This is a genomic window from Pilosibacter sp. YYHA0881, assembly GCF_051602715.1.
GTDB lineage: Bacteria > Bacillota > Clostridia > Lachnospirales > Lachnospiraceae > Alitiscatomonas > Alitiscatomonas aceti.
This window is the reverse complement of the sequence record NZ_CP175657.1, coordinates 331,255-347,836: the sequence shown is the minus strand read 5'-3', so window position 1 is coordinate 347,836 and position 16,582 is coordinate 331,255. Positions and strand designations below refer to the sequence as shown.

Below are 16,582 nucleotides of genomic sequence, written 5' to 3'. Positions count from 1 at the left end.
GGGACGGGGATCAGTTAAATCCAAAAAACTTCTGTGCGATCTTATATCCGGCAATGGAGATCTGTCTTCCTCCCTTGCCGGGAAGGTTCATTCCCTGGCCCAGGAAGCCGAACCGGAGCCGTATGTACAGCCTGGGATTGGTTTTCTTCACATACTCCCAGAGCTCCTTCTTTTTCGCCATATTTTCATCGGTCCCGGACCGGATCGCCAGGATGGAGCTGACCACCATCATGATCTCCAGATACCTTGTCATATACCGCCTCAGCTTCTTATTCTGAAGCTTCGTCACATCATAATAGCCCATCATCAGCTTTGTCACCCGGATCTGCTGGTCGATGCGGCCGATCATCACCTGCTCGTTGACCGACTGGTCCGAGCGGCCGATGAAATACCGGTAAAAATTCACATCCAGATAGTACATCTTCCGTACATGGGGAAGGGGCTCGTAAACGAAGATATTGTCCACATAGAACGTATGCATGGGAAGCTCCAGGCCGCAGTCCCTTAAAAGCTCGGTCCGGTAAATGACCGAATGCATCAGGATGTACTGGCCCGCGATGAACACCTTCACATCATCCCAGGTGAACACCTCGTTTTTGGGAAGGGCTGTGTTGTAGTTCATTACTTTTTTATGCTTCGCACCCTGCTTCTCATACACAAAGTTGGTGATCAGCATATCCAGGGTATCCTTTCCGTACACGAACCGGCGCAGCGTATTTAACACCTGCACATACGCCTGCTTATTGACCCAGTCGTCGCTGTCCACTACCTTGAAGAAAATGCCTGTGGCCTCCCGGAGGCCTGCGTTTACGGCTGCGCCATGACCGCCGTTTTCCTGATGGATGGCGCGGCAGATCCCCGGATATTCCCGTTCATACCGGTCTGCGATCTCACCCGTATTATCCTTCTGGGATCCGTCGTCCACAATGAGGATCTCCACCTCGTCACCGCCAGGCAGAAGGGACCGGATGCAGTTTTCCATATACGCTGCCGAGTTATAGCATGGGATTGCGATTGATAACAGCTTCAATTTTTCTTCCTCCTAAGGTCAGATTTTGCCATATCTTCCATCATCATAGCATACTTGTGGTAAAATTGCAAAAATTTCCTTCCACCCGCCGAAAAAATGTGATATGATAGGAGAAATAGAACAATCCAGTGAAAGGAACTGATCCATATGGCAAAAAAGAGACTTGTACTGGCCCTGGGCCACGACGCCCTGGGAACCAATCTTCCGGAACAGAAGGCAGCGGTTGCCAAAGCCGCAAAGACCATTGCAGATTTTATCCAGAACGGCTGGCAGGTGGCCATCACCCACGGAAATACTCCCCAGCTGGGAATGATCCATACAGCCCTGAACGAACTGGCCCGGGAGCATAAGGAGTACACTCCGGCTCCCATGTCTGTCTGCTCTGCCATGAGCCAGGGATATATCGGATATGATCTCCAGAACGCCCTGCGTACAGAGCTCATCAAGCGCGGGATCTACAAGCCCGTATCCACGATCCTGACCCAGGTGACCGTGGATCCCTATGACGAATCCTCCTACACTCCTCTTAAGGTGGTGGGCCGTACCATGACCGCCGAGGAGGCAAAGGCTGAAGAGGAAAAGGGCAATTTCACCGTTAAGACAGAAAACGGCTACCGCCGGATCGTGGCCGCTCCCAGACCTGTGGCCATCGTGGAGATCGACGCCATCAAGGCCCTTCTGGAGGCAGACCAGCTTGTCATCGCCGCAGGCGGCGGCGGAATCCCTGTTATGGAGCAGGGATCCAGCCTGAAGGGCGCCAGCGCCATCATCGAAAAAGACCGGGCCGCAGGGCTCCTGGCAAAGGAAACCGACGCCGACGTTTTAATGTTCCTAACCGGCGTTGACAATGTTTCCCTCAATTACGGCACGGATCACGAGGTCCATCTGGACAAGGTCACTGCCGCCGACGCAGACCGCTACGCAAAAGAAGGCCAGTTCTCCGCAGGCTCCATGCTGCCTAAGATCGAGGCCTCCATCGACTTCATAAACGCAGGAAAGGGCCGCCACGCCATCATCACCTCCATGGATATGGCAAAAGACGCCCTGGCCGGACGGGGCGGCACCACCATCGCATAGTCCCGGAGCCGGAACATATCTGGAAAACCATGGAAGGGGCTGTATGGAAGCGCTCTGTACCGGAGCGGTGATGCAGCCCCTTTATCAGCATTGGGAATCTGGTATAAGATAAACCGGCTGGGCCGCAGGGTCCGGCCCTGTCTCTGCGGTCCGACACTGTTTCCGCAGACCCGCATCGTCCCTGCCGCCGCGCCGGAGCGCAGGCCAGCCGCATTTTATATAAGGAGAAATGAAATGAGAAAGAGATCCTTTTTAAGAAAAAGCCTGATGGCTTTATTTCTTGCAGCTTCACTTTTTAACGCTTCTGCTCTGCCCGCCCGGGCAGATTTCGGTATAGAGCCCATGCGGGTAGCGCCCCAATACGGTGCCACAGGCTACCCGATCGTCATTAAGTCCCAATACCAGGACGGATTCCTTCAGCCCTACGAGGAGGAATATTATGCTAAAATGCCTGGTCTGGTTTCCGCGGTCGGCAATACAGGTCTGTTTGAATACAACGGACAGGTCATCTATCTGGAAAACTCAAAACAGCAGAAGGTGGCACTGGTAACACATAGTCATAAAAATTCCGATGGAACCTTCTCCACCTACACCCTGTACTGCGATCCCCAGGGACGTATAAGAGAATACACAGAGGAAGCAAAGGCTGCCATCGACGCGGAGATTGCAGAGCATCTGGCCCAGCTGGAGGCAGAGATCCAGACACAGTATGGAGTATCCCTTTCCCATAGAAAGGCGTTTTCTGTTGATGAGAGACATAAATTTGCCCGCACAGTGAAGAAGATCCTGGCTCTTTGTCCGGCAGGCAGTATCCGGATCATTGCCGATGCCACCCAGGCGGCTACGGGAAAGCCTTTAAAATTCCAATCCATCTATATTGATTCTGAGGGGAATAAAAATGCCAACGGGTGGGTCGATGGAACCTATTCCTACGATTCCAACACGGTCGAGACCAATGGTTATCTGATCCCGGCATGCCACGAACTGGGCCACGCAATGGAATCGACCCTGAGTAAAGCCTCCGGAGGAAAGCTCCGCCAGGACTTTGCGGCAATGAACGGCGGACATGTGTATGATCTCAACTACTATTATAACGGCGCTCCTCTTGCCATGCAGGAGGGAGGCGTACCGCCCTGCTTTAAGCGGGATTATGCAGCAACCTCATTTTCAGAGGACTTTGCTGAGACATTCTCCGATGCCATGGCTTTCTCCACAGCGGAGCTGCAGGAGGCAGTAAACTGCGGCAATATGGCGGCGGAGTATTTTCAGAAGGTGGTCTATGTGAAGCAGCTGTTCAACCAGTACGCCGGAGCGACCGTGTTCCAGTAGCCTGCCGGGACTGGCCGCGTTCCGGATGTCTTCTGGGACCAGCCATGCTCCGGATGTCCGCCGGGACCGGTGGCGTTCCAGCAGCTGGACGGGACTGGCAGCACCCCAGCGGCCCGCCGGGATCACCCCGATCCCGGCCAGCCCTGGAAAACGCCCATGACCGCCGATCCGTCCGCAGTATATGAAAAGGAGAGATCATGCTGCCCGATATCAATGTTTATAAGATCCTGGAGATCATCGGGACCATTGCCTTTGCCAGCTCCGGCGCCATGGTGGCCGTAAAGCGCCGCCTGGATTATCTGGGGATCGTGGTCCTGGGCGTCACCACCGCCGTGGGCGGAGGGATGTGCCGGGATATCCTCATCGGCCAGACGCCTCCGGGAATGTTCCTGGATCCCACCAACACCATCATCGCCTTCTGGACCGTCAACTGTATGTTTCTGACCATCCGGATGAAATGGAGCCAGCTCCTGCATCTCCAGGGGGAGACCTATGACAATATCATGAATTTCCTGGACGCAGTGGGACTTGGGCTTTTCACTGCCACCGGAGTCAACATGGCCATCAGCGCCGGTTTTGGAAACAACGGCTTCCTCTGCGCCTTTCTGGGTGTCATCACCGGCGTGGGAGGAGGGATCCTCCGTGACATCCTTTCCGGACAGACCCCTGTGGTCCTTAGGAAGCATATCTACGCCTGCGCCTCCATTGCCGGAGCCGTCTCCTATCTGCTCTTTATGCAGGCCGCAGACCACAACCTGTCCATGTTTTTAAGCTCCTCCATCGTGGTGATGATCCGTCTTCTGGCCAGAAAGTATGACTGGAACCTCCCGGGAGCCCAGTAACTATCGCAGCTCCTTTTCCAGCTCTCCGATCTGGGATTCGCCCACCACCCGGATCCCATATCCGGATAAAAGGGCCGCGGTTTTTCCCATACCCGGGACCAGGGTATGGGAAAAGCTTCCGTTATAAATGCCGCTGCATCCGCAGGAAGGACTTTTTTCTTTTAAGATGGCGATGGTGCAGCCATATTTTTTTGCTTCTCTTAACGCCAGATCCGCTCCCAGGAGAAATTCAGCAGTCACATTCCTGTCCTCTGTATTGACAACGACTCCGTCGTTCTCCCGCACCTCAGAAGCCGGTCTCGGGGTGGAAAGCCCTCCCAGCTGCTCCGGGCAGACCGGATGGAATTCTGCCTTTCCCTTCATTCGCTCCATAAAATCCAGAAGCGCTTCATTTCTGTTATTTCCTCCATCCCACTTGCAGTTCTCGCCTGTAAGACAGGCGCTCACAAGAATCTGTATCATAATGCTCTCCCCTGTTTTCAGTATAAAAACCGGGGATGTCCCTGTGGTTCCACAGAAACATGCCCCCGGTTCCTTCCGGCGTTTTCCGCCATTTTCTTTTTGTATCCGATTACTGGTTTTTCTTGCTGATCATGGCCCTCTTTCTCAGGGTGGGATCCAGGATCTTCTTTCTGATCCTTAAGTTTTTGGGTGTTACCTCCAGGAGCTCGTCGGTGTCGATAAAATCCAGGCACTGCTCCAGGCTCATGTCCTTGGGCGGAGTCAGCTTAAGAGCCTCGTCGGAGCTGGAGGAACGCGTGTTGGTCAGCTTCTTTGTCTTGCATACGTTCAGCTCAATATCCTCGGCCTTGGGGCACTCTCCCACCACCATGCCGGAGTAGACCTTAACGCCTGGCCCGATGAAGAGGTTTCCTCTCTCCTGGGCGTTGAACAGGCCGTAGGTGATGGATTCACCGGCCTCGAAGGCGATCAGGGAACCGTTCTTTCTGTAATTCAGCTCGCCCTTAAACGGCGCATAGCCGTCGAAGATGGTATTTAAGATACCGTTTCCCTTGGTATCGGTCATAAACTCGCCGCGGTAGCCGATGAGACCTCTGGACGGGATAGAAAATTCCAGTCTGGTATATCCGCCGTTGGCCGGGCTCATGCCCTGAAGCTCTCCCTTTCTGCTGGTGAGCTTCTGGATCACGGAACCGGAATACTCCTCCGGAACGTCCACATAGGCCAGCTCCATGGGCTCCAGCTTTCTGTTTCTCTCATCGTATTTATAGATCACCTCTGCCTTGCTGACCGCAAACTCGAAGCCCTCCCGGCGCATGTTCTCAATGAGGACGGACAGATGCAGCTCGCCGCGGCCGGAAACCTTAAAGCAGTCGGCGGAATCCGTCTCCTCCACACGCAGGCTCACATCTGTATTCAGCTCCCGGAACAGACGCTCCCGGATATGGCGGGAGGTGATGAATTTCCCCTCCTGGCCGGCCAGGGGACTGTCGTTTACCATGAAGTTCATGGAAATGGTGGGCTCAGAGATCTTCTGGAACGGGATCGCCACCGGATTTTCCGGAGAACAGATGGTGTCGCCGATGTGGATATCCGGGATACCGGACACAGCCACGATGGAGCCGATCTCTGCACTCTGGACCTCCACCCGGTTCAGGCCGTCAAACTCATACAGCTTTCCGATCTTCACTCTCCGTCTCTTGTCCATGTCATGATGGTTTACGATGACGCAGTCCTGATTGACCCGCAGGGAACCGTTGTCGATCTTTCCGATCCCGATCCGGCCCACGTACTCGTTATAGTCGATGGTACTGATGAGAAGCTGGGTATCAGCCTCCGGATCTCCCTCCGGAGCCGGGATATAGCTGATGATCGTTTCAAATAACGGGCTCATATCCACTTCCAGATCATCCAGCTCTTTTTTTGCAAAGCCGGCCCTGGCAGACGCATATACAAAGGGGCAGTCTAACTGCTCGTCGGAGGCGTCCAGATCCATGAAAAGCTCCAGGGTCTCGTCGATCACGTCCGCCGGTCTTGCCTCGGGACGGTCGATCTTATTGATGCAGACGATGACGTGCAGATCCAGCTCCAGGGCCTTCTGGAGCACGAATTTTGTCTGGGGCATGGGCCCTTCAAAGGCGTCCACCACCAGGACCACGCCGTCCACCATCTTAAGGACACGCTCTACCTCGCCGCCGAAATCGGCATGGCCTGGCGTGTCGATGATATTGATCTTTACACCTTTATAAAATACTGCGGTATTCTTAGAAAGGATCGTGATACCGCGCTCTCTCTCAATGTCATTGGAGTCCATGACGCGCTCCACCACTTCCTGGTTGGCGCGGAACACGCCGCTCTGGCGCAGAAGCTGATCCACCAGAGTGGTCTTGCCGTGGTCTACATGGGCAATGATCGCTATGTTTCTGATATCCTCGCGTTTGATCTTCATAAAACTCCTCTTTCCTGACTCAAAACTGATTTACCGACTCTCGATTATAGCATCATAAGCGGTAAAATGCAATCAAATCTTAATCTTCAAACAAAATTACTTCCTTATTTAATATACCGTACCAGATCTCGTCTCCCTTTTCCAGCCTGGCACCGCCGTTGGTCCCCTCAATGAGCTGCTTCTCCAAAGCTTCATAACGCTCCACTGGCACCAGAAGCTTAAATTCCACCTGGTCCGTATAGATACTGTCCATGACTGTTATATTTTCCTGGGCGAGGATATACTGGATCTTCCCAACGCCCGTATATCCGGTCCTTACATCCATCTGGTATGCGCGGAACTTCTCTACGATCTGGCTGTTTAAAAGGCCTTCCTTCACAGCTCCCGAATAAGCGCGCACCAGTCCCCCGGTCCCCAGGAGGGTTCCCCCGAAATAGCGGGTGACCACCACGCAGAGGTCATGGACATCCTCTCCCAGAAGCACGTCCAGCATGGGACGTCCTGCCGTCTGGGCCGGCTCTCCGTCGTCGCTGCAGCGGGTCAGCTCATGGTTCCTTCCGATGGTAAAGGCCGAACAGTTATGGGACGCGTCCCAGTATTTCTTTTTCATTTCCGCGATAAAGCTTACCGCCTCCTCCTCGGACTTTACGGGTCTTGTGGTGGCGATGAACCGGGATTTTTTTACCTCTGTTTCACCCTCTCCGCCCTCATAAAGGATCTTGTAACGATCTGCCATACAGTGCCCTCCCTTGTGTCATTTATTTCTAAATCCGTAATTTTTTCTTACTGATTCCCCACTTTACCGTCAAAAATATCATAATACAAACAAAACTTTTCCACAATAGGTATTTATTATTCTGGAGAAGTTTGTTATAATGGGGAAATATAAAGGAGGCTTCCTGAATGAATTATGGAAAAAACGAAGTAGCCAGAAAGCTGCAGAGGTCCAGTTCAAAAGCCCAGAAAGTCGCATCCAAGCTGGTCCTATGGCTTGTGAAGCTGGTTCTGGTCCTTTTTACTGTGGGAATCATACTTTCTGTGAGCCTGGGCTACGGTATCTTTAAAGGGATCATCGACGCTGCGCCGGAGATCGACGTGGCAAGCATTGAACCCAGCGGGTACGCGACCATGGTTTATGACAGCAAGGGCAATCTGACGGAGACTCTGGTGAAGTCCGGATCCAACCGTCTGGAGGCCACATACGAAGAGCTGCCCCAATGCCTGATCGATGCCTTTGTAGCCATTGAGGATTCCCGTTTCTGGTCCCATCACGGCGTGGACCTGCGTTCCATGATCCGTGCGGCCGTGGGGATCCTGACCAACAATCCCGCCGGCGGCGGCAGCACCCTGACCCAGCAGCTGATCAAAAACAATATTTTCGCCGGCGGAAACGAGGATTCCTTCGGTGAAAAGCTGGAAAGAAAGCTCCAGGAGCAGTATCTGGCCCTCCAGCTGGAAAAGATCATGGACAAGGAGATCATCCTCAAAAACTATTTAAACACCATCAACCTGGGAAATAACACCCTGGGTGTGAAATCCGCCGCCAAGCGGTACTTTGGGAAGGACGTTTCTGACCTGACCCTTTCCGAGGCCACAGTCATTGCCGGTATCACCCAGAACCCTACCAAATACAATCCTCTGTCGGAAAAAGGTCAAAAAAACAACGAGGAAAAGCGGCGGGTGATCCTCCAGTATATGTATGAACAGGGAAAGATCTCCAAGGAAGACCAGGAGGAGGCCCTGGCCGACGACGTCTACTCCAGGATCCAGAATGTGGATCTGGTGACCCAGGAAAGCCAGAACCCCTATTCCTATTTTACGGACGAGCTGACCGAGCAGGTCATGACGGCTCTCCAGGAGAAGCTGGGCTACACAGAATCCCAGGCCTCCAATCTTCTGTATGCCGGAGGACTTTCCATCTATACCACCCAGGACCCGGATCTCCAGGCCATTGTGGATGAGGAGGTCAACAACCCGGATAACTATGACGTGGTATACTACTCCGTCGATTACCGTCTTTCCATCCAGCATGAGGATGAGACCGTCACCAACTATTCTGACGAGACCATGAAGACATATTACCGGACGGATCTGGGACAGACCTCCTACGACGGCCTGTTCAAAACAAAGGAGGAGGCAGATGCCGCCATCGCCGCCTATAAGTCCGCTATGACAAAAGAGGGCGATACGGTCCTTGGAGAGGTGGTCTACTACATTTTACAGCCCCAGGTTTCCTTTGTCCTTATGGACCAACACACCGGTTATGTAAAGGCCGTCAATGGAGGGCGCGGAACCAAGGAGATCAGTCTTTCCCTGAACCGGGCCACCAACACCCTGCGCCAGCCAGGCTCCACCTTTAAGGTATTGACCGCCTTTGCCCCGGCTCTGGATACCTGCGGAGCCACCCTGAGCACTGTTTACTATGACGCCCCCTATACGGTGGGACAGAAGACCTTCCGGAACTGGTATGCAAAGAAGGGCTATATGGGTTACAGCACCATCCGCGACGGTATCGTTTATTCTATGAATATTGTGGCCGTCCGCTGTATGATGGAGACAGTGACGCCCCAGCTGGGAGTGGAATATGCCCGGAATTTTGGGATCACCTCCCTGACAGAAACAGATTATAACGCAGCCACAGCCCTGGGCGGCATCACCAAGGGAGTTTCCAACCTGGAGCTCACCGGCGCTTATGCGGCCATCGCCAATGGCGGGATCTATACGAAGCCTGTTTTCTTCACAAAGATCCTGGATCATAATGGAAAGGTCCTTCTGGAAAACGAGCCCCAGACCAAACGGGTCCTCAAGGATTCCACGGCCTTCCTTCTGACCGACGCCCTGGCAGAGTCCATGGAAAGCAGCCGCATGTACGCCTCTCCCGGCGTCAGCTTAAATTCCACCAGCGTTCCGGCCAATATCCCAGGCATGTCCAATGCAGGAAAATCCGGTACGACCACCAGCAATGTAGATATCTGGTTCGTGGGCTATACGCCCTACTATACCGCCGGCATCTGGTCCGGCTGCGATGATAACCAGAAGATCTCGGCCATCGGGAGCAGCACTTCCTACCACAAACGAATCTGGAAGCAGATCATGGCCCGTGCCCACGAGGGACTGGCAGACACTGGCTTCCCGGTTCCCGACTCAATTGAGACCGCCAGCGTGTGCCGGAAGTCCGGAATGCTTCCAAACCCCGGTGTCTGTGAAGCAGATCCCAGAGGAAGCGCCGTTTATACCGAGTATTTTGCCAAGGGTACCGTTCCCACCCAGGTCTGTGACCACCATGTGGCCATCACCGTCTGCGGCGAATCCGGCGGGCTTCCCACGGAATTCTGTCCGCTGGAATCCAGGCACAGCCGGACTGTACTGGTAACGCCGGAGGGAGAATCCGGCGGCACCGACGACTCCCGGTACGCAATGCCCGGACCGTGTACAGTCCATACCCAGTCTGCTGTGGTGCTGCCCTCGGAAAACGAGACCGCAGCCCCCGACAACGAAACTGTTCCGGAGACCACCGCTCCCTTTATCCCCAGCTCACCGCTGGATGATATCTACATCCCTGTGGGACCCGGATACATGTAAAAGCAGATATAAAATGCGCCCCAGCCCTTCAGTGATCTGAAGCAGCCGGGGCGCATTTTTATCTGTATCCGGATTTCTGCACGTTTCTTTTTACGGAACCGGATCCTGGCAGATCCCCACAAACAGGATCTGGCCTTTATTTTTTACTGCATAGAGGAACGGCCGGTTTAAGATCATTTCGGCCCGGCCCTGGGGAAGGGCGGCTCCTGCCCATAGGATCTCTGTAAACGCAGCCGCCTCCACACCGTTTTCATCGATGCCGATATGTACCTCCTGGGCAACGTCTGAAAGGCCCAGGGGCTTCTGGTCTGAGATCCCGGAAAAATCTGCGCTTTCCCCAAAGGCCTCATTTAATCCCAGGGTCTGGAGCATTTCCTTCATCCCCTCCGCCTTATACCCGTAAGAGAATTTCGGTACCTTCCAGACCACCTCTCCCACGCTCTGGCCATTGGTCCCGGAAAGGGCCTCCCTCAGGGTTTCTTCCGACTGGACCAGCTCCTGGACACCGACGCCCTCATCCGGCAGAACGAATACCACGGCTCCGTTTTTCAATGCCAGCTCTGAGGCAGTAAAGTTTTCTCCTTTCCGGAAACCGGTGGAGCCGTTCTCCCGGTTCATAAAATCACAAACGATCTCCTGTCCGTCATCCGTATAAAACACATCCTCCTCTGTGGTCTCCGGAGAAAACCGGTCCTGCCACTGATCGTAAAAATAAATGGTATTCCTTAAAGAAAGCTGCACATTTTCCGGAAGTGGAGCCGGCTCCGGCTGGATCAGCCCTCTAGTGCGCTCCTTCACCCAGCCGGCCATGGCCTCTCCAGCCTCTCCGCTCTGGAGATCCCCCTGGAACACGTCCGTATAGAAATATTCCGAAAGCCGTCCGGCAAATGCTTCCTTTAAAGGAAGGCTGTCGTCGGCCCACAGGGAGTTGGCGATCTGAAGAGAATAGAGAGACGAGGTATGGGGCTCCTCTCCGGCTCCTGTCCTGTTTTTCTTATTGGGCACGTGATAAAGGATCTCAAAGGAGCTTTTGCAGTCCTTTGCCAGCTCCTGGACGCTGTCATATCCCAGAAGGGACAGGAACTCCTCTTCGGTTTTTCCCTCAGCGCCCTGGGCCGCTGCCGCCAGGGCGTAATAAAGGCCCAGGGGTGAATAGGCTGTATTCTCCTTTTTGTCCTTAAGGAGCTCTGCGGCTGTTCCATAGGAAAAATCTGAATACGCAGCCAGGAAGGCTTCCGGGAGGCTTTGATTCCGCTCTGCCTCCCACCGTTCCTCACTATTTTTATACACCGGCTCCGCCGGGAACCGGACCTCTTCCAGGCGTCTTACGGCCTGTGTGCCGTTTCCCGGGCTGCATCCGCAAAGCGCAGTCCCTGCTCCGATGGCAGCCAGCAGACAGCAGATCCTTTTATAGCTTCTCTTCCATTCCTCCCGTTTCATGGTCTTCTCTCCTTTCTTTTGCATATGCGCGACCTTCTTTTATCTTCATTATACCGGAACTGCTATCCGGATGCTTTAAATTTTATTTACAGTTTTCTGTGGATTTCCCTTTGAAGCTTCGGAACACAAAAAAACGCAGTGGTCGATACCGTCTGGCTTATTACCGGACCTTTAGGAATGGCAAAACCGAAGCGTGAAGTGTAGATCGACGCCATTATCCTGAACGGGATCTAAGGATCGGCCTTATACTTGCGACGCAAATGTCGTAACTTTATTATGAACTTTCTACGGTTCTGTTGATAATTTGAGAAAATCGCGGTATACTATCAGTTCTCTGACCAATCCTACGAATATAGCCAATGCGCTGACCAGTATGAAGAACGAAAAGGTCAACTCCACTCTGGTTTCCAACTATGTGCAGCACATTATCGATTCGTTCCTCATTTCCATGGCAAAGCGCTATGATGTGAAAGAAAAGACCTATTTCAAATATCCAAACAAATACTATTATACAGATATCGGCCTCCGTAATGCCCGATTGAACTATCGTCAATACGATCCCGGCCACATTATGGAAAACATCATCTACAACGAACTTCTGAGCAGAGGCTATTCCGTTGATGTTGGTGTTGTAACGGATCGTACCGGCGGTGCAAATACGCAAAAAGAAATTGACTTCGTTGTTAATGATGCAGATAAAAAAATCTACATCCAGTCAGCTTTCCAGATGGATGCGGATAAAAAGGAATCCTCTGAGCTTGCATCGCTAATCCTGACAAAAGACTTTTTCAAAAAAATCATTGTTCGCATGGATATCCCTCATAACTTCTATGATGACAACGGGATCTTCCATTGCAATCTGATTGACCTGCTGCCTGGTCGTGTAGAGTTGTTCTAACCAGCAAACCAGGCTGATACTGCAAATACCATTTAGGAGCAGCCCTTCGGAGCTGCTCCTATTTTTACATCATTCGGCACCGTCCGCTGTATTCTTGTGGTGTGGTATAAAATGCATTCGGGAATGAAAAAAGGACGCCCGCCAGGAACGCCCTTTTCGTCATACTATCTGATTCTGCCAGCCTCTGTCCAGCTATAAGATCACCTTCGCCGGACACTTCTCCGCGCACTTTCCGCAGTTGGTGCACTTTTCATAATCAATAACAGCCACATTGTTGTCCATATGGATGGCGTCGGCTTCGCACTGCTTCGTACACAGGGTACAGCCGATGCATCCGGCGTCGCATTTTTTCTTTACATCAGCGCCCTTATCGTGGGAATTACACTGAACAAGATGCTCTGCCTTATAGGGCACCAGATCGATCAGATGGCGGGGACATACGGCCGCACAGGCGCCGCAGGCCACGCATTTCTCCTTATCGACCACAGCCACGCCGTCCACGATATGGATGGCGTCAAACTGACAGGCCTTTACACAGCTTCCGGAGCCCAGACAGCCATAAGAGCATGCCTTATCTCCGGCTCCCGGAACGGCTGCGGCGATCTTTACGCAGTCATCCATACCGTAGTAATTATACTGGACGTTTGCCTTATCGCAGGTGCCCTTACATTTTACAAAGGCCACCATCTTTTCCGCAGCGCCGGCTTCCACGCCCATGATGGCCGCGATCTTATCGCCCACTGAAGCGCCGCCCACCGGACACTGGTTTACTTTTGCCTTACCTTCCACAATGGCCTTGGCCAGGGCGTCGCAGCCTGCATATCCGCAGCCGCCGCAATTATTGCCCGGAAGCTCTGCACGTACAAGGATCTCTCTCTCATCCACCTCGACCTTGAATTTCTCACTGGCGATCCCCAGAAGAATACCGATGACGATACCGACGATACCGACCACGGCGGCCGCGATGATAATACCTGTAATATTCATCCCTCGCCCCTCCTTAAATCAGACCGGAGAATCCGAAGAATGCGATGGACATCAGGCCTGCTGTGATCAGAACGATGGGAGATCCCTGGAAAGAATGGGGCACATCGTTATACTCGATCTTTTCACGGATACCGGAAAGCAGGACGATGGCGATCGTAAATCCAACAGAAACGCCGATACCATTGACAACGCTCTCAACAAAGTTATATTTCTCCTGCACATTGGTCAGGGCCACGCCTAAAACGGCGCAGTTGGTGGTGATCAGAGGCAGGTATACGCCCAGGGCCTCGTAAAGGCTCACCATGTTCTTCTTTAAGAACATCTCAACGAACTGTACCAGAGCGGCGATCACAAGGATAAATACGATGGTCTGGAGATACTCGATCCCCAGCTTTACCAGCACAAAGTCATAGATCAGGCTGGTACAGGCCGATGCGATGGTGATAACGAATACGACCGCAGCGCCCATACCGGCCGCAGTCTCCGTTTTCTTGGATACGCCAAGGAACGGGCAAAGACCGAGGAACTGGCTTAATACAACGTTATTTACCAGGGCGGAGCCGATGGCGATCAATAATAGTTCTTTCATTACTCCACTTCCTCCTTAATTTTCTTTCTTTGCTGCGTCTGCCGCTTTTGCTTCTTCAGCGGCCTTTTTCGCTGCCAGTGCCTTCTCTGCCGCCGCCTTTTTGGCTGCCGCTGCTGCTGCCGCCGCTTCTGCCTTTTTCTCTGCCAGCACTGCATGGTTCGTCATGCCCGTGCAGCCGGAACAATGGAGACAGTCACCGCCGCAGGCCAGGTCAGACCTGGGAGCGTCGCCGTTGGTGGCGCTGGGAAGACGGAGCTTGTTCTGGAGTGCAGAAAGCATGGCCAGGGTAAATAAAGCTCCTGGAGCCAGGATCATGATGGAGATATGGAACTGCTCCGGAATGATCACATGGCCAAATACGGCTCCTGCACCGATGAGCTCACGGCACATTCCAATGACTGTCAGGGACAGGGAAAAGCCCAGGCCCATTCCAAGACCGTCAAAGAAGGACTCGGCCGGACCGTTCTTGCAGGCGTAGGACTCGGCGCGGCCAAGGATGATGCAGTTTACCACGATCAGCGGGATATAGATTCCCAGGGATGCGTACAGGGACGGAACATAGCCCTGCATCAAAAGCTGTACGATGGTAACCAGGCTGGCCACGATCACGATGAAGGCCGGAATACGCACCCGGTCCGGAATGATCTTTCTCAGAAGAGAAATGATCAGGTTGGAAAACATCAGTACTGCTGTGGTGGAAAGGCCCATACCCAGTCCGTTGATGGCCGATGTGGTGGTGGCCAGGGTCGGACACATACCTAACATCAGGATGAAGGTCGGGTTTTCCTTAATAATACCGTTATATAGACGTTCTGTGCATTTATTCATGAATCCCCACCTCCTAGTTCATGCAGTTATGCAGGTAATATAAGGCTGCATTCACTGCGTTTGTCACTGCATTCGAAGTAACGGTGGCGCCGCTGATGGCATCGATCTCATTGTCTTCAGAGGCTCCAGTCTTTGTGACCGTTAAGGAATCTGCGTTCTTTCCCACATACTGGTCCCGGAAGTCCGCCTCCTTTGCCTTTAAGCCAAGGCCCGGGGTATCGTTGATCTCACGGATCCCCACGCCGGTGATGGCTCCGTCTGCGTCAAAGCCCACGGAGATCTTCACGGCTCCTCCGTAGCTGTTGTTAGAAAGGGAGTTGATGACATGGCCTGTGACGGCTCCGCTCTCGTCCTTTCCTTCAAGGACGGACTCAATGGCAACGCTGCCGTAGCCCAGTCCCTCCAGCTCGCCGCTTTCTGTCAGGACAGCGATCTTTTCGGCAGAGCCCTCCACCTCGGAGAATTCTGCTGCGGTGGAAAGCACCTCTTTATACGTTCTGTTGTTTGCCTCAATGGTGGCCCGTTCGATGGGCGCCTTGGTGATGTCGTAGACAAAGCCCAGGCAGACGCCGGAGATCAGAGTGATCGCGAACAGGATCAGGGCATCTTTCATAAAACCGGATTTACTTGCCGCCATGTTTCTTACCCCCTTTGCCGAATGCTGTCGGGATCGTTACCCTCTCGATCAGCGGAACCAGCATATTGCAGAAGATGATCGCATAGGAAACGCCCTCTGCGCTGCCGCCGAAGATACGGAAAAGCCCTGTGAGGATACCAAGACATACGCCGAAAATGATCTGGCCTCTGGGAGTGATGGGGCTTGTGACATAATCCGTAGCCATGAAGAATGCGCCGAAGATCAGGCCGCCGCCGCAGAGCTCAGCCAGCACATAGCCCATGTCCTGGCGTCCGAAGATAAATGCGAACACAGCGAAGGTCAGGATATATGTAGCGGGGATCCGGATGGAGATCACCTTTCTCACCAGAAGGTACGCCGCACCGATCAGAAGGGCGATAACGGATACCTCACCGATGGTTCCCGGGATCTTGCCGATGAACATGCTCATCAGGTCATATTCGCCGCCGGCCTTGATCACTGCCAGGGGAGTGGCTCCCGCCACAGCGTCTGTCACAGGATCTGTGAACCGGGTCATGGAGCCTGCAAATGAGATCAGAAGGAAGCATCTTGCTGCCAGGGCCGGGTTCATCCAGTTCTGGCCAAGGCCGCCGTAAAGCTGCTTTACGACAATAATGGCAAACATGCCGCCCAGCACCGGGATCCATAAGGGGATCGTCGGGGGCATATTAAGGCCCAGGATCATACCTGTTACCAGGGCGCTGCCGTCGCTGATGGTGATGGGCTTTTTCATCAGTGTCTCAAACACATACTCACTCAGGACACAGGACAGCACCGTCGCTGCAACCACCACCAGGGAATAGAATCCAAACTGCATCACGCCCCAGATGGTGGCCGGGAGCATGGCGATGGCCACGTCATACATCAGATTCTGTGTGGACACGCTGCTGCGTACATGAGGCGATGATGATACATTCAGTAATTTACTCATTT

At 53.3% G+C, this 16,582-nt stretch carries 15 protein-coding genes; 5 read left to right on the top strand and 10 right to left on the bottom strand.

The window, feature by feature from the left end; genetic code table 11:
* Positions 1-10: 10 nt before the first annotated feature.
* Positions 11-1,030 (bottom strand): glycosyltransferase family 2 protein, encoded by a 1,020-nt coding sequence (locus ACI6NM_RS01695; protein ID WP_022274635.1) that lies wholly within the window; start codon positions 1,028-1,030, stop codon positions 11-13.
* Positions 1,031-1,177: 147 nt separating this feature from the next.
* Here ACI6NM_RS01695 and arcC point away from each other — a divergent pair, with 147 nt between their 5' ends.
* The 3 genes from arcC to ACI6NM_RS01680 all read left to right on the top strand — a co-directional run bounded on the left by arcC (position 1,178) and on the right by ACI6NM_RS01680 (position 4,278).
* Positions 1,178-2,107, top strand: coding sequence for a carbamate kinase (arcC, locus tag ACI6NM_RS01690; RefSeq protein ID WP_262427651.1), 930 nt, complete (start codon positions 1,178-1,180; stop codon positions 2,105-2,107).
* A 234-nt stretch (positions 2,108-2,341) separates the two neighbouring features.
* The gene (locus ACI6NM_RS01685) at positions 2,342-3,436 is read left to right on the top strand and encodes a hypothetical protein (protein WP_262427650.1); all 1,095 of its coding nucleotides are present in this window, start codon (positions 2,342-2,344) and stop codon (positions 3,434-3,436) included.
* Between the two features lie 197 nt (positions 3,437-3,633).
* Positions 3,634-4,278 carry a trimeric intracellular cation channel family protein gene (locus tag ACI6NM_RS01680; protein WP_158357019.1) on the top strand — a complete coding sequence of 215 codons (645 nt, stop codon included), beginning with the start codon at positions 3,634-3,636 and terminating at the stop codon, positions 4,276-4,278.
* Here the strand turns inward: ACI6NM_RS01680 and ACI6NM_RS01675 are convergent, their stop codons facing one another.
* The 3 genes from ACI6NM_RS01675 to ACI6NM_RS01665 all read right to left on the bottom strand — a co-directional run bounded on the left by ACI6NM_RS01675 (position 4,279) and on the right by ACI6NM_RS01665 (position 7,424).
* Positions 4,279-4,740 (bottom strand): 2-thiouracil desulfurase family protein, encoded by a 462-nt coding sequence (locus tag ACI6NM_RS01675; protein WP_262427649.1) that lies wholly within the window; start codon positions 4,738-4,740, stop codon positions 4,279-4,281.
* A 109-nt stretch (positions 4,741-4,849) separates the two neighbouring features.
* Positions 4,850-6,688 carry a translational GTPase TypA gene (gene typA / locus ACI6NM_RS01670; protein ID WP_262427648.1) on the bottom strand — a complete coding sequence of 613 codons (1,839 nt, stop codon included), beginning with the start codon at positions 6,686-6,688 and terminating at the stop codon, positions 4,850-4,852.
* Between the two features lie 79 nt (positions 6,689-6,767).
* Positions 6,768-7,424, bottom strand: coding sequence for a YigZ family protein (locus ACI6NM_RS01665; RefSeq protein WP_262427647.1), 657 nt, complete (start codon positions 7,422-7,424; stop codon positions 6,768-6,770).
* Between the two features lie 167 nt (positions 7,425-7,591).
* Here ACI6NM_RS01665 and ACI6NM_RS01660 point away from each other — a divergent pair, with 167 nt between their 5' ends.
* The gene (locus ACI6NM_RS01660) at positions 7,592-10,270 is read left to right on the top strand and encodes a transglycosylase domain-containing protein (protein WP_262427646.1); all 2,679 of its coding nucleotides are present in this window, start codon (positions 7,592-7,594) and stop codon (positions 10,268-10,270) included.
* 90 nt (positions 10,271-10,360) lie between these two features.
* On the opposite strand, the gene ACI6NM_RS01655 is transcribed toward ACI6NM_RS01660, so the two are convergent.
* Positions 10,361-11,734, bottom strand: a complete 1,374-nt coding sequence (locus tag ACI6NM_RS01655; RefSeq protein WP_262427645.1) for a serpin family protein — start codon at positions 11,732-11,734, stop codon at positions 10,361-10,363.
* A 280-nt stretch (positions 11,735-12,014) separates the two neighbouring features.
* Between ACI6NM_RS01655 and ACI6NM_RS01650 the strand changes: the two genes are divergently transcribed.
* Entirely contained in the window at positions 12,015-12,608 is a 594-nt protein-coding gene (locus ACI6NM_RS01650; RefSeq protein ID WP_262427644.1) for a DUF4143 domain-containing protein, read from the top strand.
* A gap of 192 nt (positions 12,609-12,800) precedes the next feature.
* Here the strand turns inward: ACI6NM_RS01650 and ACI6NM_RS01645 are convergent, their stop codons facing one another.
* The 5 genes from ACI6NM_RS01645 to ACI6NM_RS01625 are packed head-to-tail and all read right to left on the bottom strand — an operon-like array spanning position 12,801 to position 16,580.
* On the bottom strand, positions 12,801-13,595 hold the full coding sequence (locus ACI6NM_RS01645) for an RnfABCDGE type electron transport complex subunit B (RefSeq protein WP_022274624.1): 795 nt from the start codon (positions 13,593-13,595) through the stop codon (positions 12,801-12,803).
* Positions 13,596-13,608: 13 nt separating this feature from the next.
* Positions 13,609-14,184: an electron transport complex subunit RsxA gene (gene rsxA / locus ACI6NM_RS01640; RefSeq protein ID WP_022274623.1), complete on the bottom strand. Its 576-nt coding sequence runs from the start codon at positions 14,182-14,184 to the stop codon at positions 13,609-13,611.
* Positions 14,185-14,199: 15 nt separating this feature from the next.
* On the bottom strand, positions 14,200-15,012 hold the full coding sequence (gene rsxE / locus ACI6NM_RS01635) for an electron transport complex subunit RsxE (protein WP_022274622.1): 813 nt from the start codon (positions 15,010-15,012) through the stop codon (positions 14,200-14,202).
* A gap of 13 nt (positions 15,013-15,025) precedes the next feature.
* Positions 15,026-15,649 (bottom strand): RnfABCDGE type electron transport complex subunit G, encoded by a 624-nt coding sequence (locus ACI6NM_RS01630; RefSeq protein ID WP_262427643.1) that lies wholly within the window; start codon positions 15,647-15,649, stop codon positions 15,026-15,028.
* Positions 15,636-16,580, bottom strand: coding sequence for an RnfABCDGE type electron transport complex subunit D (locus ACI6NM_RS01625; RefSeq protein WP_158357013.1), 945 nt, complete (start codon positions 16,578-16,580; stop codon positions 15,636-15,638). The genes ACI6NM_RS01630 and ACI6NM_RS01625 overlap by 14 nt, the downstream gene beginning before the upstream one ends.
* Positions 16,581-16,582 lie beyond the last annotated feature (2 nt).